Origin of the sequence: Candidatus Pelagibacter sp. Uisw_121 (assembly GCF_047722545.1) — a bacterium.
Taxonomy (GTDB): domain Bacteria; phylum Pseudomonadota; class Alphaproteobacteria; order Pelagibacterales; family Pelagibacteraceae; genus Pelagibacter.
Map to the genome: position 1 here is coordinate 493,419 of NZ_CP159816.1, position 21,795 is coordinate 515,213.

Sequence of the window (21,795 nt, forward strand, 5' to 3'; positions counted from 1 at the left end):
TATGGAGATTGTATTATTATTTCTTCCCTTACTAGCCTCAATAACCTCTGGTTTCTTTGGTAAATATTTGGGTGATAGAAACTCAGAAATTGTAACTAGTCTTTTTGTGTCAGTATCAGCACTTCTCTCAATTGTATTATTTTATCAAGTAATTGTTAACGGATATGAAAATAATGTAGTTGTAGCAACTTGGATTAACTCTGGAACCTTAGATGTTAATTGGTCTATTAAAGTCGATGCTTTATCTTCAATAATGCTTGTTGTTGTAACTTTAGTTTCAGCATTAGTGCACATTTATTCAATTGGTTATATGTCTCATGATCCACATAAGCCAAGATTTATGGCTTATTTATCACTTTTTACTTTTTCAATGTTAACATTGGTTACCGCTGATAATTTCCTTCAGTTATTTTTTGGATGGGAAGGGGTAGGGCTTTGCTCTTATTTCTTGATTGGCTTTTGGTTTAAGAAAGAAACTGCAAATGCAGCTGCTATAAAAGCCTTTGTAGTAAATAGAGTGGGTGATTTTGGTTTTGCTTTAGGAATTTTTTTAATTTTTTATTTATTTGACACAGTAAACTATGTAGAAGTTTTTAATCAAATCCCACAAATTGTTGAAAAAAAACTTTTATTTTTAGGAATGAATGTTGGAGCAATTGATTTAATTTGTATTCTTTTATTTATAGGGGCCATGGGTAAATCAGCACAGATTTTCTTACATACTTGGTTGCCAGATGCAATGGAAGGGCCCACGCCTGTTTCGGCGTTAATTCATGCAGCTACAATGGTCACTGCTGGTGTTTTTTTAGTTGTAAGATGCTCTCCAATTTTTGAATATTCACCTCTTACGCTAAACATAATTACAATTGTTGGAATGACTACTGCTTTTTTTGCAGCAACAGTAGCTTTAGTACAAACTGATATTAAAAAAATAATCGCTTATTCAACTTGTAGTCAACTAGGCTATATGTTTTTTGCAGCAGGTGTAGGTGCTTATAATGTTGCAATGTTTCATTTATTTACTCATGCTTTTTTTAAAGCATTACTTTTTTTAGGTTCTGGCTCAGTAATTCACTCATTTAAAGATGAGCAAGATATTAACCAAATGGGTGGTGTTTATAAAAAACTTCCATACACTTATGTATTTATGATTATTGGAACATTGGCTCTTACTGGGTTTCCATTTTTATCTGGTTTTTATTCAAAAGATGCAATTATAGAATTTGCGTATCTCAAGGGAAATACAACTGGATATTATGCAGCAGGAATAGGAATTTTGACTGCAGTTTTAACGTCAATTTATTCTTGGAGGTTAATTTTTAAAACATTTCATGGAGACTATAATAATAAAAAAACCAATATTGATGAAATGCACGAGGCTCCATTGGTGATGCTTTTGCCCCTATTTATACTTGCTATTGGAGCTATCTTTGCTGGTTTCTTATTTAAAGATTTATTTATTGGTCATAGTGGTGAAAATAATTTTTGGGGAGACTCAATTAAATTTTTAAATCCATTAAGCACGGAACATCCTCCACTATGGTTTATTTTAATGACACCAGCACTTGTATTAACTTCTATTCCAATTGCTTATTATTTATTTGTAAAAAATAAAAATGTTACAAATCAAATTGCTGAATCTAATAAGCCATTACATAATTTTTTAATAAATAAATGGTATTTTGACGAACTCTATAATGTTTTATTCATTAAATTTTCAAAAAAATTAGGACTATTTTTTTGGAAGGCAGTTGACATTAAAATTATTGATAAATTTGGACCTGACGGAGTTTCTTCATTAATTAAGAGTTTATCAATAAAAGCAAGTAAATTTCAAAGTGGATTTATCTATCAGTATGCCTTTATGATATTGTTAGGATTTTCTGCATTATTAACATTTTTGATTTTGAAATAATGAACTTTCCAATTTTATCATCTTTAATTTTACTACCTATAATTGGGTCTTTATTTTTATTATTTTCAAAAGATAAAAATTCTAATACAGGTAAATATGTTGCTTTATTTACTTCATTTGTTAACTTTTTAATTTCTATATATCTTTGGTATCAGTTCGACCCAAGCACATCTAACTTTCAATTTGTCGAAGATAGAGAATGGTTAAAAGGATTTATTAATTATAAAGTAGGTATTGACGGAATATCGATTTTATTTATTGTTCTAACTTCACTGATAACTCCACTTTGCATAATCTCAGTAAACAATACAATTAAAGACAGACTAAGAGATTTTTTAATTGCTATCTTAGTAATGGAAAGTTTAATGATCGGAGTTTTCTGTTCCCTTGACCTTGTTATATTTTATTTATTTTTTGAAGCTGGGTTGATACCTATGTTTTTAATAATTGGAATATGGGGTGGAACCAGAAGAGTATATTCAGCATTTAAATTTTTCTTATACACTTTGCTGGGTTCTGTTTTAATGTTAATTGCTATAATTTCGATCTACTGGATATCAGGAACCACAGATATAACTCAGCTTTATGATCTTGGTATAGACACCAAATATCAAAATTTACTATGGTTAGCATTTTTCAGTTCTTTTGCTGTCAAAACACCAATGTGGCCTGTACACACTTGGTTGCCTGATGCACACGTTGAAGCTCCAACAGCTGGCTCTGTTTTACTTGCAGCTATATTACTTAAAATGGCTGGTTATGGTTTTATTAGGTTTTCTTTAGGATTATTTCCGGTAGCTTCCGAATTGTTTACACCACTAGTTTATACTTTAAGTTTGATTGCAATTGTGTACACGTCTCTAGTTGCATTGATGCAAGAAGATATGAAAAAGTTAATAGCATATTCTTCTGTTGCACATATGGGCTTTGTTACATTGGGTATTTTTACAATTACTCAACAAGGAATTGAAGGAAGTATAGTTCAAATGATAAGTCATGGCTTGGTTTCAGCAGCATTGTTTTTATGTGTTGGAGTTGTTTATGACCGTATGCATTCTAGGTTAATAGCAACATACGGTGGCTTAGTTTCAATTATGCCAAAATATTCAATATTATTTATGCTTTTCACTTTAGCTGCATTAGGCTTACCTGGTACCAGTGGTTTTATAGGTGAATTTTTAGTATTAATGGGTGCATTTAAGGATAACTTTTTAGTGGCAGTTATAGCAAGTTTAGGAGTTATTTTTGGAGCCGCATACATGTTATGGCTATATAGAAGAGTTGTATTTGGAGAAGTTAAAAATAAAGAACTCTTAAAAATGCCTGACCTTGATGACTCAGAAAAATTTATTTTGTGGTGTTTAGCAATACCAGTTTTATTTTTTGGATTTTATCCAGAACCTCTTCTTAATACGACTGAAATTTCAGTTAAACATTTAATAGAAATGTACAATTTTAACTTAAACCTGAATATAACTGAGGTACAAAATTAATGGACAACTTAAGCTTTATACTACCTGAGGTTTTTATTTCTTTTTCTATAATGTTTTTATTACTTTTTGGTGTGTATAAAAAAAATAGTTCTAATATTGTCCATAATCTTGCAGTGGGTTCTTTGTTGATTACCGGCATTTTAATTTTTAATAATCCATTAGATAAAAATGTTTCATTATTTAATAATGGTTACATTATAGATAATCTCTCATCTTTTATGAAGATCCTTACAATTTTAGGAGGTGCTTTCGTTTTATCAATTTCAACAAGATATTTGAAAATATGTAAAATTTTCTTAATAGAATATCCAGTTTTAGTCCTTTCTTCAATTTTAGGTATGATGGTAATGATCAGTTCAAATGATCTCATGGTTTTTTATATAGGTCTTGAGTTACAGTCTTTAGCTTTGTATGTTTTGGCATCATTTAATCGAGATCAATTAAAGTCATCTGAATCTGGGCTAAAATATTTTGTTTTAAGCGCTTTATCATCAGGATTATTGCTATATGGATGTTCTTTAGTTTATGGGTTTTCAGGATCAACTAATTTTAATGTTATTGGTGATTCAATGAACTCTTCACATTACGGTTTAACTTTTGGAATTGTTTTTATACTTGTTGGTTTAGCATTTAAGATATCAGCTGTACCATTTCACATGTGGGCACCAGATGTATACGAAGGCTCTCCGACTGCTGTCACATTATTTTTTGCAATTGTACCAAAAGTTGCTGCACTTACGGTATTCATAAGATTTTTATATGTTCCTTTCGTTAATATGATCGATCAATGGCAACCTATATTAATTTTTTTATCAATTGCGTCTATGATCTTTGGAGCTATTGCTGCAATTGGTCAAAATAACCTCAAAAGATTGATTGCATATAGTTCAATTGGCCATATGGGTTATGCATTAGCTGGTTTGTCTACTGGTTCAAACGAAGGTATTCAAAGCTCTATTGTATACATGTCGATATACTTGGTTATGAATCTTGCTTTTTTTAGTTGTCTGTTGATGTTGAAGAGAAATGATGTGTACTACGAGACTATTGATGATTTATCAGGGTTATCAAAAAAACATCCAATTTTATCTTTATCGTTACTAGCCATCCTTTTTTCATTGGCAGGAATTCCTCCATTAGCTGGCTTTTTTGCAAAATTTTATATTTTTAAGGCTGTTATAGAACAGTCAATGTACTTCTTGGCCATTGTAGGTCTCTTATCAACAGTAATAGCTGCTTTTTATTATCTAAAAATAATCAAGGTTATTTACTTTGATAAAGAAAAGGAAGGTTACGACACTGATCATAATATTTGGTTAAAAGGATCGTTAACTTTTTCAACATTATTAATTCTCTTATACTTTATTTTTCCAAGCAAATTGGTGGAAATTGTATCTAGAATTAATATTATTTAATGAAATTAAAAAAATTCAATTTTAAAATTGTAAATAGTACAAACAATCTAGCTATACAAATAATTAAAAATACCAATAACAAATCAGGAATTATAATTGCTGATAGACAAAAAAAGGGAAGGGGTCAATATGGAAAAAAATGGACTTCTTTTAAGGGAAATTTATTTATTAGTATTTTTTTTCAAATTAACAAAGTTCAATTATCATTGAAAGATTTGACAAAAGTTAACTGTCTTTTAGTTAAAAAATTATTATCAAATTTTTATAATGGTAAAATTACAATTAAAAAACCAAATGATTTGTTGATAAAAAAAATGAAAATTTCAGGTATCTTGCAGGAGATATTAACCAAATCTGGTAAAAAATTTATTGTTATTGGAGTGGGTATAAATTTGATTAAGAGTCCAACTATAAAAGATTATTTAACCACAAATCTTTTTGACCTAACTGGTATCAAAATTACCCCTAATAATGCTGCTTTAAAGCTAAAAAAAATTTACGAAACTTTTATTCCAATGTTTCCCAAATTTAATATAAAAAACTTAGATAGAAATTTAAAATGATTATTGTTGGTGATATAGGAAATACAGAAACCAAAATTTGTTTGGTAAACTCTAAAAATATCATTATTAAAAGAGTTAATTTATCAACAAAAAAAATAAGTCACTCTCTACTTAATAAATCTTTATTTGGTCTAGGTTTAAAAAACAAATCAATTAATAAGTGTCTATTTTGCAGCGTTGTACCAAAATCATTTAATAAAATTAAAAATTTTTTTAATAAAACTTATAAAATTAAGTGTCATGAGCTTAAAAAACTCAAGTTAAATAAATTGATTAAGATTAAAGTTAACTATAAACAAATCGGCTCAGATAGATTGGCAAACGCTATTAGCGTTATTAATAACAAGGATAATTTTATAATTTTAGATTTTGGGACCGCTACAACATTTGATGTTTTGATTAAAAACACCTATCATGGTGGTGTTATTGCACCTGGAGTTAAGCTTTCACTTGATACGTTGACTGATAAGGCAACGCAAATTCCAAAGATCAGTTTAAAAAAAACAAATAAAGTAGTTGGTTTAAATACTATTAGTGCAGTGAGAGCTGGTTTTTTTTGGGGTTATGAGGGTTTAATTGACAATATTGTTAATTTAATTAAGAAAGAGACCAAGATGTCCTTTAAAATAATTATTACTGGAGGATTTTCTAAGTTATTCAAAAATTCAACAAAAACGAAAGTAACATTAAATAAAGATATTACAATTAACGGTCTAATCAGAGCCACCACTTTAATTAAATAAATATGAAAGATGAACTATTATTTTGCCCTCTAGGAGGGTCTGGAGAAATTGGCATGAATATGAACCTGTTTGCCTATGGAAAACCAGGTGAACATAAATGGATCATGGTTGATATCGGAGTTACGTTTGCTGATGATACCTTACCGGGGATTGATCTTATTTACCCAGACCCTGGATTTATTGTAGATAAAAAAGAGGACCTTTTAGGAATTATCTTAACTCATGCACATGAAGATCACATAGGAGCAATTGCACATCTTTGGCCACAATTAAAATGCAAAATTTTTGCAACTCCATTTACTGCAGTTTTAATAAAGGAAAAACTTAAAGAAAAGAACATTGATGCAACTAATTATCTAAAAATAGTTCAATTAAATGGAACGGTAGATTTAGATCCTTTTAAAATAGAGTATATTACATTGACTCACTCAATTCTTGAACCTAATGGTCTTAGAATTGAAACTCCAGCAGGTGTAATACTACATACAGGAGATTGGAAAATTGACCCAGAACCATTGATTGGTGAAAAAATTAATTCTGACAGACTTAAAGAAATTGGTAAAGAAGGTGTCCTTGCTATGGTTTGTGATTCAACAAATGTATTTAGTATGGGAAAAGCTGGTTCAGAGCTAGATGTTAGAAAAAGTTTATTAAATATTATGGGTAGCCTTAAAAAGAGAATTGTTATGGCTTCTTTTGCATCAAATGTTGCACGTATGGAAACAGCTTTTTATTGTGCAGAAAAAACTGGTAGACAAATATCCCTTGTAGGAAGATCTATGCATAGAATATTTAAAGCTGCAAGACAATGCGGTTATTTAAAAAATGTTATTGAACCTATAGACGCACGTGAAGCAAAAAAAATTGCTAGGGAAAAAATAGTTTACCTTTGTACTGGTAGTCAGGGTGAGCCTATGGCAGCACTAATGAGAATTTCAAGCTATACTCATCCAGATGTATTCATCGAAAAAGATGATGCTGTTATTTTTTCATCTAAAATTATTCCAGGTAATGAAAAAAAATTATACAAATTACAAAATCAATTAGTTAGGGATGGTATTGAAGTTATTTCAGAGGAAAGTGAATTTGTTCATGTTTCTGGCCACCCAAATAGAGATGATCTAAGAGAAATGTATGATTGGGTTAAACCTCAATGCGCAGTCCCTGTTCATGGAGAACACAGACACATGATTGAACATATGAAATTCGCACACGAAATGAAAGTTCCACACCCGGTTCAAGTAGAAAACGGTGATATTGTAAAATTAGCTCCAGGTAAACCGCATGTTTTTGATAAAGCTCCAAGTGGCAGACTTTATTTAGATGGGAATATGAGTGTCGAAGAAGATGCTCAATCAATTAAAGATAGAAAAAATATAGCTGCTAATGGATATATGGAGGTCACTATTTTAATTACTGCAAAGGGTAATATTCATAAAAGACCTGTATTAACCTTTAGAGGGTTGCCTGTTTATGATGCTGATGAATTCGTCTATGAATTAGAAGAGGCAATAGAAAAAACAACTAGAACCTTTTCTATAAAAAGCAAAAAACAAGAATATAATTTAATTGATGCTTTAAAAATAACATGCAGAAAATGCGCAAAAGAATTAACTGGTAAAAGACCATTTATCAATATCAACTTAGTAAGAATTTAAATGAGTGCAACAGGTCTTGCTATAATTTATATAATAATTTGGTGGATAGTTTTTTTCACGATCCTTCCGATTGACGTAAATAGACAAAAATCAATCAAAATTGAAGGTGAAGACACAGGTTCACCTGAGAATCCTAAAATGTTAAAAAAATTCATTTATTGTACTGGTATTACAACAGTTATTTTCGTGATAATTTATTTATTGATAAAATATGAATATTTAAATTTAAGATATATAATCAATTAAAATGTACATTTCAAAGTCATTCATTCCAATATTAAAAAATAACCCATCTGAAGCAAAAATTAAATCACACCAGTTAATGCTAAGGGTTGGAATGATTAAGCAATCTTCAGCAGGTATTTATTCATGGTTACCTTTAGGTTTTAAGGTGATGAAAAAAATTGAACAAATAGTAAGAGAAGAACAGAATAAAATTGGTGCCCAAGAAATACTTATGCCAACTATTCAACCCAGTGATATTTGGAAAGAAAGTGGTCGTTATGATGATTATGGAGATGAAATGCTTCGTATTAAAGACCGCCAAGGTAGAGAAATGCTTTATGGACCAACTAACGAAGAGTTAGTTACCGATATATTTAGATCAAGTGTTAAATCTTATAAATCACTTCCTCAATTATTATATCATATACAATGGAAATTTAGAGATGAGGTTAGACCAAGATTTGGAATAATGAGAGGTAGAGAGTTTTACATGAAGGATGCATATTCGTTTGATGTAAACGATGATGATGCAACTTTCTCGTATAATAAATTCTTTTTTTCATACTTAAAAACATTTAAGAGATTAGAACTTTCAGCAATACCAATGGCAGCTGATACAGGGCCAATTGGTGGAAATCTTTCTCATGAATTTATTATTTTAGCTGATACTGGTGAAAGTAAAATTTTTACAGATAAAAGAATTTTTGATTTAAATGGTGAAGGATCTGTGATGGATAGAAAATCTTTACAAGACTTAAGAAAAAAATATGAACAATATTATGCTGTTGCAGATGAAAAATTTAATAAAGACGAGTTTGAAGAAAAAGTATCAGAAGAAAATAGGTTAATTACAAAAGGTATAGAAGTAGGTCATATTTTTTATTTTGGAGATAAGTACTCAAAAGCTTTAAATGCAGCTGTAGATCTTCCAGGTGGTAAAAAAGATTTTGTTAAAATGGGGTCGTATGGAATTGGTGTATCAAGGTTAGTTGGCGCAATTATAGAGGCTAAATATGATGAAAAGGATGAAATAATGAAATGGCCATTTTCTGTAGCACCATACGAGCTAGCCATAATACCCATGATTAATAAAAATGATACATCTGTATTAGATAAAGCAAATAAACTTTTTATGCATTTTGAAAGTAAAAATATTGATACAATTATCGATGATATGGATGAAAACCTTTCATCTAAAATTAAAAAATTTAATTTGATAGGTGTACCTTATCAAATAATCTTAGGAAAAAAATCAGATGGTGATTTATTAGAGTTTAAAGAAATTGGAAAAGATCCTAAGAATTTAACTATAGATCAAATAACTCAAATTTTAACTGAACAAAAATTAAAAAATTGATTTCTGCATTAGAAAAAGAAATTACACTTAGATATCTAAAAACCAAAAAAAAAGACGGTTTTTTAAATATTATATCTATTTTTTCATTTATCGGAATTAGCTTAGGGGTTGCGGTTTTGATTATTGTGATGTCAGTTATGAACGGCTTTAGAACCGAGTTAATTAATAAGATTGTAGGATTTAACGCTCATGTTACTGTTAAGCCATATGAGAGCTCTATTAGTTTAGAACAATTAGATAATGAAAATCTGAAATTAATTTCAAAAGAATTAATACTTAGTAATTCAGGTGAAGCAATTGTCATCAGTAAAGACTACACTAAAGGGATAATTCTAAGAGGCTACAGTGCTGAAAACTTTCTAAAACTTGATGTTGTAAAAAAAGGAAACTTAATTAGCAAATCAAACCAATTATCAAAGAATTTGATATCGATAGGTAAAGAATTAAGTTTTAATTTGGATCTTGGAGTGGGTGATAAAGTATCAATTATGTCCCCTGTAGGTATCGAAACGATTATAGGAAGCTTACCTAAACAAGAAACTTTTATTATTAGTTCAATATTTGACAGTGGTTTAGCTGATTTTGACGCCAACATAGCCTTCATAAATTTAGACACGTTAGAAAACTTTTTTAATCTTAAAAAGGAAAAGCGTAAACTAGAAATTTATTTGAATGACCCATCTAATATTGAAGAAGAAAAAAATAAAATTCAAAAAATATTCAAAAATGAATTTGTACACAGTTGGGCCGATATGAATAGTTCATTATTTTCTGCGTTAAAAGTTGAAAGAAATGTAATGTTTATAATCTTATCTTTGATTATTATAGTTGCTGCTTTTAATATTATTTCTGGTCTTACAATTCTGGTTAAAAATAAGACAAGAGATATAGCTATACTAAAGTCCATAGGTGTCTTAAATAAATCCATTGTTAAGGTTTTTTTTCTTGTTGGTGTTATTATTGGAACTACAGCAACATTTTTTGGAATTTTTTTAGGTGTAATATTTTCTTTATATATAGAAAATTTAAGAGAGTTTTTAAGCAATACATTTAATATTAGCTTGTTTCCTGAAGAGATTTATTTTTTAAGTACAATGCCTTCTGAAATAAACCCAACTTCAATTTTTATTATTTCACTTTGTTCAATCTTTATAACAATTATTGTTTCAATTTTTCCCGCAATCAAGGCTTCAAAATTAGATCCAGTTAAAGGACTTAAGTATGAATAATTTAATAACATTAGAAAACATATCAAAATCTTTTTCTAAAAATAAAAAAATAAATGTTTTAAAAAAAATTAATTATTCTTTTAAAAAAGGCAAGATTTATTCACTAGTTGGTCCATCTGGATCAGGAAAATCTACACTACTAAATATTTTATCAATGATAGATAAACCTACTAACGGTTCATTGATAATTGGTAGTACCCCAGTAAACTTTAACGATAATACAAAAAATGATAAAATTAGATCCAGTAAAATTGGAATTATCTATCAACAAAATAATTTACTTCCAGATTTTACTGCATTAGAGAATGTTTATTTAGCTGGTTTAGCTTTAACCAATGATAAAAAAAATTCAATTAATCGAGCAAAAAAAACTATAAAAATAATGGGTCTTTCGTCACGTGAGTCGCATTTTCCTTCGGAATTATCAGGGGGTGAAATGCAAAGAATTGCAATGGCTAGAGCACTCATTAATGAGCCTGAAATTATGTTAGCAGATGAGCCTACTGGTAGTTTAGATCACACTACCGCCAAAGAGGTTTTTAATGTTTTGTATAATTTGAAAAATAAAAATAGATTAATAATCTATGCAACTCACAATAGATTTTTTGCCAATATGGCTGATTGCAAACTAGAAATGATTGATGGTAATATAAAAACCATCAATGCTAGAATTAAATAATCAAAACTTTAATCACTTAAAAATTCACACACAGTATTCAATTTGTGAAGGTGCTATCAAAATTGATAATTTAAAAGATTTTTGCAAAGAAAAAAAGATACCTTGTTTGGGTCTATCCGATACATCCAATTTATGTGGTGCACTGGAGTTTGCTGAAAATATTTCTAAAGTTGGTACACAGCCAATTATTGGCACTCAAATATATTTTAAATTTGAAGACACAACAGGGTTATTACCCTTGATAGCTCTTAACGAAAATGGATATAAGAGAATTATAGAACTTTCCTCAAGGTCTTACCTTGAAAATGATGCTTTATCTGATCCTCATTTAGACATTAAGGAACTTTTAATTGATACAGAAGGTGTGTCCTTACTTTCTGGAACTATTCAAGGTTTGTTTGGCAAATTATTTGAAAAAGGTCGTTTAGAGGAAATATCAAAACTATATAAGAGCTTATCATCGAAATTTAATGATAATTTTTATCTAGAAATCCAAAGACATGGCGATCAAAATGAGGTTGCTTTTGAAAAATTTAATTTAGAACAATCTTTAAAAATTAAAATGCCAATTATTGCTACTAATGAAGTTTATTATTTAACACCTGATATGCACGAAGCTCATGATGCATTAACTTGTATTGGTTCTAAAACTTATGTTAATGAAAAAAATAGAATTAAATATAGTAACCAACATTATTTTAAATCGGATGAAGAAATGTCAAAATTATTTTCAGATCTTCCTGAAGCTTTAGAAAATAACTTCAATTTGCCATTTAAATGTAATTTTAGACCACAATTTTCCAAACCTGTACTTCCAAATATTAGTTCTGAAAAAGGAGGTAGCGCTGATGAAATACTTAAAAAAGACTCATTAGATGGATTGAAAGAAAAATTTCTCAAAGTTTTTAGAATTGAAGAAAATAACTTAGAAGCTGATGATAAATTTTTGAAATATAAAGACAGACTAGATCATGAGTTAAAGATCATAATTGAAATGAAATATCCTAGTTATTTCTTGATTGTGTCTGACTACATTAAATGGGCTAAGAATAATGACATTCCAGTAGGACCGGGTAGAGGATCTGGAGCAGGCTCACTTGTTGCTTGGTGTTTATCTATTACTGATGTTGACCCAATTAAATTTAATTTAATATTTGAAAGATTTTTAAACCCTGACCGTGTGTCAATGCCTGACTTTGATATAGATTTTTGTGAGGAAAAAAGAGATCTTGTTTTTAAATATTTAACTACAAAATACAAAGACAGTGTTGCTCATATAATTACATTTGGAAAATTAAAAGCAAGAATGGTTATTAGAGATGTTGGTAGAGTATTAGGTTTACCATATGGTTTTGTTGATAGCATTTCAAAAATGATACCTTTTGATCCTTCTAGACCTCAAAGCTTAATTGAATGCATTAATAGTGAACCAAGACTTCAAAAATTAGTTAATGAAGACCCACGTGTGAAAAAATTAACTGATCTTTCTTTGAAACTAGAAGGTTTAAACAGAAATGTAGCAACTCATGCAGCTGGTGTTGTAATTGCTGATAGAAAATTAACTGAAGTCGTGCCTTTATATAAAGATGCATCTGCAGATTTATTATTACCTTCTACACAATTTGACATGTATTCAGCAGAAAATGCTGGTTTAATTAAGTTTGATTTTTTAGGATTAAAAACTTTAACAGTAATTAATAGAACGCAAAAGTTGATTAATAAAAAAGTTAAGGATTTTAAAATTGAAGATATTGATTTTGATGACCAAAAAGTTTTTGAACTTTTGTCTTCTGGTAATACCGTTGGATTATTCCAGGTTGAGAGCGCTGGTATGCGTGAAGCATTATTGCAGATGAAACCCAATCATATTGAAGATATTATTGCACTAGTGGCTCTATATCGTCCAGGACCTATGAGTAACATACCAGTTTATAATGACTGTAAACATGGAAGACAAACACCTGATTATTTGCATCCACTACTTGAGGATATTTTAAAACCTACATATGGGGTTATTATTTACCAAGAACAGGTGATGCAAATTGCGCAAAAACTCTCTGGTTTTACTGCAGGTGAGGCTGATATTTTAAGAAGAGCTATGGGTAAAAAAAAAAAGAGCTGAACTAGAAAGGCAGAAACAAGGATTTATTGCTGGGGCTCTTAAAAATGGAATTAGCAAGGATGTTGCAGCAAGTATATTTTTAAAAATTGAACCATTTGCTGAATATGGGTTTAATAAAAGTCATGCAGCTGCTTATGCTATAATTTCTTATCAAACAGCATTTTTAAAAACATATTATCCTAAAGAATTTTTTGCTGCATCAATGACAATGGATATATCAAATCAAAATAAATTAAGCGAATTTCATGAAGAACTTAAAAGAATTAAAATTAAAGTTATACGACCTGATATTAATAAGTGCTTTGCAGATTTTCAATTTGATAAAAATAATTTCTACTATGCACTTGGTGGAATTAAAAGTGTTGGTTATGAAGCAATATCAAATGTTATTAAGGAAAGGAAAGAAAATGGTGAATTTAAATCTATTAATGATTTTTTAAATAGAGTTAACCCTAAAGATATTAATAAGCTCCAATTAGAAGGTTTAGTTAAAGCAGGAGCCTTTGATAACATAGATAATAATAGGCAAGCATTGTTTAATTCAATTCCAAATTTTATTTTAAAAACAAAAAATATTTATGAAAACAAAGCAGCAAATCAAATTGATCTTTTTGGCTCTGACGAAGAACAGGACAATGAAATAGTTCTTAATATTGAGGATTGGAAGTTTGAAGATCGATTATCAAGAGAATTTGAAGCTATAGGTTTTTTTATATCTGATCATCCTTTAAATCAATTTAAAGAAATTTTTGATGACTACAAAATAGTTGATTATGCAAAATTTAATCTAGACGACACTATAAAAGATGCAAATATTGCAGCTACACTTTTAAAGATCACTGAAAGAAAAACTGCAAAAGGTAATTCTTATGGTGTTATTAAGTTCACCGATTTGACTAGTGTTTTTGAGCTCTTTATTTTTTCTGATATTTTGGAATTAAATAGAGAGGTTTTAGTTGAGGGCAGCTCTTTGATTATAACTTTGATTAAAACCATTTCTAACGATGAAAACAAATCTAAAAGAATAAATGTTCAAAAAATAGCATCTCTTAAGGATCTCTTTAATAAACCTGTTAATGAAATTATTTTCAATATTAAATCAATTAAAGATATCGATAAAATATCTGATTTAGTTGATGAGGAGGGTACAACAGAGGTAACAATAAATGTTTACGATGAAAACAATGACTTTAGCTTTAAACTAAAAAATAAACGTCTTATTGATAGGAAAGCCATCAATATCCTCAGAAACAATGATATTTCCACCATTATTCATTAAAAAAGACTTGTTTGTTCTATAAATAATTTGTAAATAACTCTTAAATTAAATTAACACGCACACAGTTTGTGGTTTTATACCTCCGGTCCTTAAATGGAAATTACTGTGGTGGCTTAACCGGGAATAAACATGAAAATACCAAGTCTAACTATCCAACAACTATTAGAAGCAGGCGTTCACTTAGGTCACAAGACTTTAAGATGGAACCCAAAGATGAAAAAATACATTTTTGGAAAAAGAGATTCAATTCATATTATTGATTTAACTCAAACACTAGAGTTAACAAATGTAGCCTTGGAAAAGGTTTATAATACAGTAGCAAATAACGGAAAAATTCTTTTTGTATCTACGAAAAAACAAGCATCTGAAGCTATAGCTGAAGTTGCTAAAGAAACTGGACAATACTTTGTAAACTACAGGTGGTTAGGTGGAATGTTAACTAATTGGGGGACAATCTCGGGATCAATTAAAAAGATGAAAAAATATGAAGCTGATCTTGTTGCAGAAAATAGAGGCTTTACAAAAAAAGAATTATTAAAAATGAGTGTCAAAAAAGACAAATTAGAAAGAGCTCTAGGTGGAATTGCTGAAATGAAAAAAGTTCCAGACTTAGTTTTCATTATTGATACTAATTATGAATCTCTAGCTATTGCTGAAGCATCTAAATTAGGTATTCCAATTTGTGCTATACTTGACAGCAATTCTAATCCTGATGGAATTGATTATCCAATACCAGGTAACGATGATGCTAGAAGAGCAATTGATCTTTACTGTAATTTAGTAAAAGAAACTATTGAAAATGCAAAAAAAGCTGCTCCATCTAAATCTGAAGAAAAACCTGATGTTGATGAGGCAAAAGTAAAAGAAGCTTCTTCAAAAACTATTCAAGAGATTGATAGAGAGAAGTTAGATGCTAAATTTTCAAAAAAAGATAAGAAAAAACTAAATTAATATGAGTGATATAGAAAAAGTAAAACAATTACGTGAAGCAACTGGTGCTGGGTTTAAAGATTGCAATCTTGCAATTAAAGAGTCCGCTGGTGACCTAGATAAAGCGGTTGAAATTTTAAGAGTTAAAGGAATTTCTAAAGCTTCAAAAAAAATGTCAAGAGATGCTAAAGAGGGTGTTATTGCAACTTCAGGTGATGAAAATAAAATATCTGTTATTGAAATTAACTGCGAAACTGATTTTGTTGCTAAAAATGATGATTTTGTATCTTTTGCAAAAGAATTAAGTGAATTAAATAATCAAAATGGTTCTGATTTAGAAAAACTTAATAAATCAAAAATGACAAATGGTGAAACGGTTGAAGATAGTCTTGTGGCATTGATTGCAAAAATGGGTGAAAAAATAACAGTTGGTAAAGCTAAGACATTTAACCAGTCAGGCTCTAAAAATTTTAATTATTTGCATACTGTAGTTAAAGATAATTTATCTAAATTATCAGTTATAGCATCACTTGAGACTTCAGATGACAGTGATGTTGTTAAGGCTTTTGGTAAACAGCTATCAATGCATATTGCGGCATCAAACCCTTTAGCATTAAGCTCAGATTTAATTGATAAAGATCTACTTAAAAAAGAACAAAATCTTGTTACAGAAGAATTAAAAAGCTCAGGTAAGCCTGAGGAGATTGTACAAAAAATTAGCTTAGGTAAAATGAATAAATTTAAAGAGGAAAATGCTTTGTTAACACAAGCCTGGGTTATGGAGCCCAAAAAGAAAGTGCAAGATATTATAAAAGAACTTAATATATCTGACTTAAAGATTAATGATTTTTTTAGAATTAAAATAGGTGAATAAATGTTTAATGAAAAAACGTATAGCCAGAAGATGGATAAAACCATTGAGGTTTTTCAAAAAGAATTAACTTCATTAAGAACTGGAAGAGCAAATGCTTCAATGCTTGACCTTGTTAAGGTTGATGTTTATGGGCAAGCAATGCCATTAAACCAAGTTTCAAGCATAACAACTCCTGATGCAAGAACAATCAATATCCAAGTTTGGGACCTTAATAACGTTCCACTTGTAGATACTGCAATAAAAAAATCAGAACTAGGTTTAAATCCTCAAATTGATGGTCAATTAATTAGGTTACCTGTGCCAGATTTAAATGAAGAGAGAAGAACTGAGATTAAAAAATTAATTAAATCTATAGGGGAAAAATGTAAAATCTCAATCAGAAATATTAGAAGAGAAGCTAATGATGATTTAAAAAATTTAGTCAAAGGTAAAGAAATCAGTGAAGACGATGAAAAAATAAATGAAAAAATAGTACAAACATTTACTGATGAGCATATTAAAACTATTGACACTAAAGTTGAAGCAAAAGAAAAAGAAATAATGAGAATATGAACCCAGTTAAGCATGTTGCCATCATTATGGATGGAAACGGGAGATGGGGAATTAAATATAAAGGTTCAAGAAACAAGGGCCATACAGCTGGATTAAAAACTATTGAAAACATAATTGAAGAAAGTTTAAAACAAAAGATTAAATATCTAACACTCTACACTTTTTCTACAGAAAATTGGAAAAGACCAAAAAAAGAAATTAATTTTTTATTTAAGATTTTAGAGAAATTTTTATTAAAAAAAACAGTCAATTTAATTCGAAACGGTATTAAGTTATATATCCTGGGTGATAAAAAAAAATTTTCAACACAACTTCAAAAAATTATTAAAATTTCAGAAAAAAAAACATTTAATAATAAAAAACTTCAAATTAATTTAGCACTAAATTATGGCTCTAAGGAAGAAATTATTAATGCTTGTAAAAATTTAAAAAAAAGAAAAATGAAGATTACAGAGAGAAATATTGAAGACAACATGTATACAAAAAATATTCCAAATCCTGATTTATTGATTAGAACAGGAAATACCAATAGACTCAGTAATTTTTTATTATGGCAAGTAGCATACACAGAGATTTTTTTTATAAAGAAACTCTGGCCAGAATTTAATACTAATGATTATAAAAAAATTCTTAATAAGTTTAGATTGTTAAAAAGAAATTTTGGATCAATATAATATGATTGAATTAAAAAAAAGAATAATTACATCGTTGTTTTTATTAATACTTTTAATTTTAATGTATATTTATAATTATGTTCTAATAATTGCAGTAATTATTATTTCATTGATTGTATGGATAGAGTTTTTTGGATTAATAATGAAAATATTTTATAAAAATAATTTAAAAAATAAGATATTTAGACTGCTCTTTAAGGGAACATCTTTAATTTATCTTTGTTTATTATCATTTCTGATTGTTCTTATCTTTTCAAATGAAAATATTTATAAATTTTTTGCAATTTATTCATTACTAGTAGCAATAACATCTGATATTGGCGGTATGGTATTTGGAAAATTTTTTAAAGGTAAAAAGTTAACAAAAATTAGCCCCAAAAAAACAATCTCTGGATCAATTGGTGCTTTTGTTTTTTCTATATTATTAATATTTATTTTTAATAAAAATTTTGAAAACCACGTATTTATGAAAGTGCTATTTTTTACAGTGACTGTTTCATTTATTTCACAAATAGGTGATTTGTTTATTTCTTTTTTAAAACGAAAAGCAAATGTTAAAGATACTAGTGATATTCTTCCTGGCCACGGTGGTTTTTTAGATAGAATTGATGGGATAATTTTTGCTTTACCTTTTGGAATTTTTTTAAGTAAACTTTTATTTTGATATGAAAAAAAAAATTATTATTTTAGGATCTACAGGGTCGATAGGCATGACTACCATTAAAATCGTTCTAAAGAATAAAAAAATTTTTGATGTTATTCTACTTACAGCCAATAAAGATTATGTAAAATTATTATCACAAGCAAAAACACTTAAGTGTAAAAATATTATTGTTTTTGATAAAGAAAATTTCTTTAAAGCAAAAATTATAAATAAAAACAAAAATATTAAAATTTTTAATAATGTTAAAGATTTTTTAAAAAATCAAAAAAATAAAGTTGACTACACGATGTGTGCTATAAGTGGAATATCAGGCTTAGAACCGTTAATCGACATAATTAAAATTACTAAAAATTTAGCTATTGCTAATAAAGAATCAATAATTTGTGGATGGAACTTGATTCAAAAAAAAATTGTAAAATATAATGTAAAATTTATTCCTATAGACTTCTGAACATTTTTCCATTCAATCATTAATAAAAAATAATAAAAATATGGAAATTGATACGATTTTTATAACTGCTTCAGGTGGTCCTTTTTTAAAAACTCCTATGACACAATTTAAAAACATATCAGCAAAAAAAGCAACGAAACATCCCAACTGGAAAATGGGAAAAAAGATTTCAGTTGATTCTTCTACATTGATGAATAAAGTTTTTGAAATTATAGAGGCTCAAAGAATTTTTAAATTACCAATATCCAAGTTCAAAATTTTGATACATCCAAAATCTTATTTACATTCTATTGTTAAATTTCATGATGGTACCTCTAAATTGTTGATTCATGATACAAGCATGATGATACCAATTTTTAATTCACTGTTTAATGATGATTCTACAAAAAAGCTTAAAACTAAAAAAATTAATTTAAATATTATTAATAATTTAAATCTATCAAATGTTGATTTATTGAGATTTCCAATGGTTAAAATTCTTAAGATGATTCCTAATAATATAAGTTTATTTGAAACTGTTCTTGTAAGTGCGAACGACTGTTTAGTGGATCTTTTTTTAAATAAAAAAATTAAATATCAAGATATATATAAGAATTTAAAAAAAATATTAAGATTAAGTGAATTTACTAAACTTAAATCATCAAAACCTAAAAATGTGTTACAAATAATTCACTTAAGCAAATATGTAGCTTTAAAAACTAAGTCATTATGTGTAATGTAGGCGACTTTATGAAAAAATTTATTTTTATATTAATGATAATTGTCTCTAATTTTTTTAGCCAACTTAATGCTGAGATAATTAATGATATTGTTATTAATAACAATGACAGAATATCTTTAGGTACTATAAAAACTTATGGTAATATTGAATTAGGAAAGAGTTATTCTGAAGATGATTTAAATAATATTTTAAAAAATTTATATAATACAAAATTTTTTAAAGATATTTCTTTAAAAATTGAAAATGAAACTTTAATAATTGATCTAATAGAAAATAAGTTAGTACAGACAATAATTATTGAAGGAATTAAATCCTCAAGAATACAGGAGGCCATAATGGAGGGCTTAACTTTTAAGGAAAAATCACCATTTATAGATTTTGAGATTTCTAACGATTTAGCTAATATTAAAAGTGCTTTAACTTTACAAGGTTATTATTTTTCCAATGTATTAAGCAACATTAAAGTAAATGATAATAATACAGTTGATATTATTTTTAATATTGATTTAGGTGAAAAATCTAAAATTTCAATTATTGAATTTACTGGTGATAAAATTTTTAAAAACAAAACTTTATTAAATTTAATTACGTCTGAAGAAAATAAATTTTGGAAATTTATATCTGGAAAAAAATATTTAAATCAACAAAATATATTACTAGATGAAAGATTACTAAGGCAGTTCTATTTAAATAATGGATATTATGATGTAAATATAAATACTTCAACAGCTACAATTCTGGAAAATAAAAGTTTCAAATTAACATACAATATTAATGCTGGTAATTTATTTAAAGTGAATAAAGCTAGCCTGGATATACCAGTTGATTATGACCCTTTAAATTTTATTAAAATTAAAAAATTACTTAATGAATTAGAAGGTAATGAGTATTCATTCAGTAAAATTTCTAAAATTGTCAAAGAAATAGATAAAGTGTCACTATCTAGAGAGTATGATTTTATTAATGCCACTATTATTGAAGAAAAATTGAATACTAATAAAATTAATATTAATTTTAAAGTGAGCGATTCCGAGAAACTCTATATTGAGCGCATCAATATTCTTGGAAACAATATAACTGAAGAAAATGTTATAAGATCTAATTTAGAGATTGATGAAGGAGACCCATTTAACGAACTTCTTCACACTAAAAGTTTAAATAATTTAAAATCTTTAAATATTTTTAAAACAGTTAAATCAGAAATTGTTGACGGTTTAAGTCCAGCTACAAAAATTATTAATATTGATATCGAGGAAAAGCCTACTGGAGAAATCAGTCTTGGTGCTGGATTTGGTACAGATGGTGGTACTGTCGGTTTTTCAGTTAGCGAAAATAATTTTCTAGGAAAAGGTGTAAGATTATCGACTAGTCTAAGAGTTAGTCCAGAAACCATTAAGGGAAATTTCACAGTCAATAATCCTGATTTTAACTATAGTGGAAGATCTTTAATTACAAATTTAGAAAGCACTTCAACAGATAAATTAACTGATAGTGGTTATGAGTCTTCAAAAACTGGTTTTTTACTTGGTACACGCTTTGAAAAAAATGAAAACCTTTTCTTTAGTCCAACTCTGTCAACCTTTCATGAAAGTATTGATACAAACTCAACTGCTAGTGCTTCCCTTAAAAAACAAGATGGTTCATATTTTGAAAACAAATTCAGCTACACTTTTGATTACGATTTACGTGATAAAAAATATCAAACTACAGAGGGCCTAAGAAGTGTCTTTAATCAATCCATACCATTAATTTCTGATGATTATGCTTTATCAAACAGCTATGAAATTACTAAATGGCATCAATTTGATAATAAAATGATAGCAGATATAAATTTTTATGGAAAAACAGTTCAATCAATAAAAGATGAAGATGTTAGAATTTCAAGTAGATTAGGTTTGCCCAACAATAGATTAAGAGGTTTTGAAAGTGGTAAACTGGGCCCTGTAGACGGAAAAGATTATATAGGTGGAAATTATGCTGTAGCTTTAAATATTAGCACAACATTACCTATGCTTTTTCAAAGTCTTGAAAATATTGATTTACAATACTTCATAGATGCTGGCAATGTCTGGGGAGTTGATTACTCTGATACAATAGACGATTCAAATACTATTAGATCCTCAACAGGTTTAACTATTAACTGGTTTACACCTATAGGACCTATGAATTTTGCTTTAACTCAAAATCTATCAAAGGCTAGCACAGACAAAGTCGAAAATTTTCAATTTAATATTGGAACGTCTTTTTAACT

18 protein-coding genes and 1 pseudogene are annotated in these 21,795 nt (G+C 28.2%); all 19 read left to right on the forward strand.

The window, feature by feature from the left end:
- Window position 1: 1 nt before the first annotated feature.
- The 19 genes and pseudogenes from nuoL to bamA all read left to right on the forward strand — a co-directional run bounded on the left by nuoL (window position 2) and on the right by bamA (window position 21,793).
- On the forward strand, window positions 2-1,915 hold the full coding sequence (nuoL, locus tag ABXT52_RS02570) for an NADH-quinone oxidoreductase subunit L (RefSeq protein WP_415272325.1): 1,914 nt from the start codon (window positions 2-4) through the stop codon (window positions 1,913-1,915).
- The gene (locus tag ABXT52_RS02575) at window positions 1,915-3,408 is read left to right on the forward strand and encodes an NADH-quinone oxidoreductase subunit M (RefSeq protein WP_415272326.1); all 1,494 of its coding nucleotides are present in this window, start codon (window positions 1,915-1,917) and stop codon (window positions 3,406-3,408) included. The genes nuoL and ABXT52_RS02575 overlap by 1 nt, the downstream gene beginning before the upstream one ends.
- The gene (gene nuoN, locus ABXT52_RS02580) at window positions 3,408-4,823 is read left to right on the forward strand and encodes an NADH-quinone oxidoreductase subunit NuoN (protein WP_415272327.1); all 1,416 of its coding nucleotides are present in this window, start codon (window positions 3,408-3,410) and stop codon (window positions 4,821-4,823) included. Before ABXT52_RS02575 ends, nuoN begins: the two co-directional genes overlap by 1 nt.
- Window positions 4,823-5,386, forward strand: coding sequence for a biotin--[acetyl-CoA-carboxylase] ligase (locus tag ABXT52_RS02585; RefSeq protein ID WP_415272328.1), 564 nt, complete (start codon window positions 4,823-4,825; stop codon window positions 5,384-5,386). The genes nuoN and ABXT52_RS02585 overlap by 1 nt, the downstream gene beginning before the upstream one ends.
- Window positions 5,383-6,129, forward strand: coding sequence for a type III pantothenate kinase (locus ABXT52_RS02590; protein ID WP_415272329.1), 747 nt, complete (start codon window positions 5,383-5,385; stop codon window positions 6,127-6,129). The genes ABXT52_RS02585 and ABXT52_RS02590 overlap by 4 nt, the downstream gene beginning before the upstream one ends.
- 2 nt (window positions 6,130-6,131) lie before the next feature.
- Window positions 6,132-7,787, forward strand: coding sequence for a ribonuclease J (locus ABXT52_RS02595; protein WP_415272330.1), 1,656 nt, complete (start codon window positions 6,132-6,134; stop codon window positions 7,785-7,787).
- Window positions 7,788-8,033: a DUF1467 family protein gene (locus tag ABXT52_RS02600; protein ID WP_415272331.1), complete on the forward strand. Its 246-nt coding sequence runs from the start codon at window positions 7,788-7,790 to the stop codon at window positions 8,031-8,033.
- 1 nt (window position 8,034) lies between these two features.
- Window positions 8,035-9,369: a proline--tRNA ligase gene (proS, locus tag ABXT52_RS02605; protein WP_415272332.1), complete on the forward strand. Its 1,335-nt coding sequence runs from the start codon at window positions 8,035-8,037 to the stop codon at window positions 9,367-9,369.
- On the forward strand, window positions 9,366-10,598 hold the full coding sequence (locus ABXT52_RS02610; protein WP_415272333.1) for an FtsX-like permease family protein: 1,233 nt from the start codon (window positions 9,366-9,368) through the stop codon (window positions 10,596-10,598). The genes proS and ABXT52_RS02610 overlap by 4 nt, the downstream gene beginning before the upstream one ends.
- Window positions 10,591-11,277, forward strand: a complete 687-nt coding sequence (locus tag ABXT52_RS02615; RefSeq protein ID WP_415272334.1) for an ABC transporter ATP-binding protein — start codon at window positions 10,591-10,593, stop codon at window positions 11,275-11,277. Before ABXT52_RS02610 ends, ABXT52_RS02615 begins: the two co-directional genes overlap by 8 nt.
- A pseudogene (gene dnaE / locus ABXT52_RS02620) lies at window positions 11,261-14,678 on the forward strand (DNA polymerase III subunit alpha). Before ABXT52_RS02615 ends, dnaE begins: the two are co-directional and overlap by 17 nt.
- Window positions 14,679-14,807: 129 nt before the next feature.
- Window positions 14,808-15,629: a 30S ribosomal protein S2 gene (gene rpsB / locus ABXT52_RS02625; RefSeq protein ID WP_415272335.1), complete on the forward strand. Its 822-nt coding sequence runs from the start codon at window positions 14,808-14,810 to the stop codon at window positions 15,627-15,629.
- Between the two features lies 1 nt (window position 15,630).
- A complete protein-coding gene (gene tsf / locus ABXT52_RS02630; RefSeq protein ID WP_415272336.1) occupies window positions 15,631-16,482 on the forward strand; it encodes a translation elongation factor Ts in 852 nt (283 codons plus the stop codon).
- Window positions 16,483-17,034, forward strand: a complete 552-nt coding sequence (gene frr / locus ABXT52_RS02635) for a ribosome recycling factor (RefSeq protein ID WP_415272337.1) — start codon at window positions 16,483-16,485, stop codon at window positions 17,032-17,034. It begins immediately after the preceding gene.
- Window positions 17,031-17,708 (forward strand): polyprenyl diphosphate synthase, encoded by a 678-nt coding sequence (uppS, locus tag ABXT52_RS02640; RefSeq protein ID WP_415272338.1) that lies wholly within the window; start codon window positions 17,031-17,033, stop codon window positions 17,706-17,708. The genes frr and uppS overlap by 4 nt, the downstream gene beginning before the upstream one ends.
- 1 nt (window position 17,709) lies before the next feature.
- Window positions 17,710-18,372 carry a phosphatidate cytidylyltransferase gene (locus tag ABXT52_RS02645; RefSeq protein WP_415272339.1) on the forward strand — a complete coding sequence of 221 codons (663 nt, stop codon included), beginning with the start codon at window positions 17,710-17,712 and terminating at the stop codon, window positions 18,370-18,372.
- 1 nt (window position 18,373) lies between these two features.
- Entirely contained in the window at window positions 18,374-18,823 is a 450-nt protein-coding gene (locus tag ABXT52_RS02650) for a hypothetical protein (RefSeq protein ID WP_415272340.1), read from the forward strand.
- 40 nt (window positions 18,824-18,863) lie between these two features.
- Window positions 18,864-19,544, forward strand: a complete 681-nt coding sequence (locus ABXT52_RS02655; RefSeq protein ID WP_415272341.1) for a hypothetical protein — start codon at window positions 18,864-18,866, stop codon at window positions 19,542-19,544.
- 8 nt (window positions 19,545-19,552) lie between these two features.
- Window positions 19,553-21,793 (forward strand): outer membrane protein assembly factor BamA, encoded by a 2,241-nt coding sequence (gene bamA, locus ABXT52_RS02660; RefSeq protein ID WP_415272342.1) that lies wholly within the window; start codon window positions 19,553-19,555, stop codon window positions 21,791-21,793.
- The last annotated feature ends 2 nt before the right edge of the window (window positions 21,794-21,795 follow it).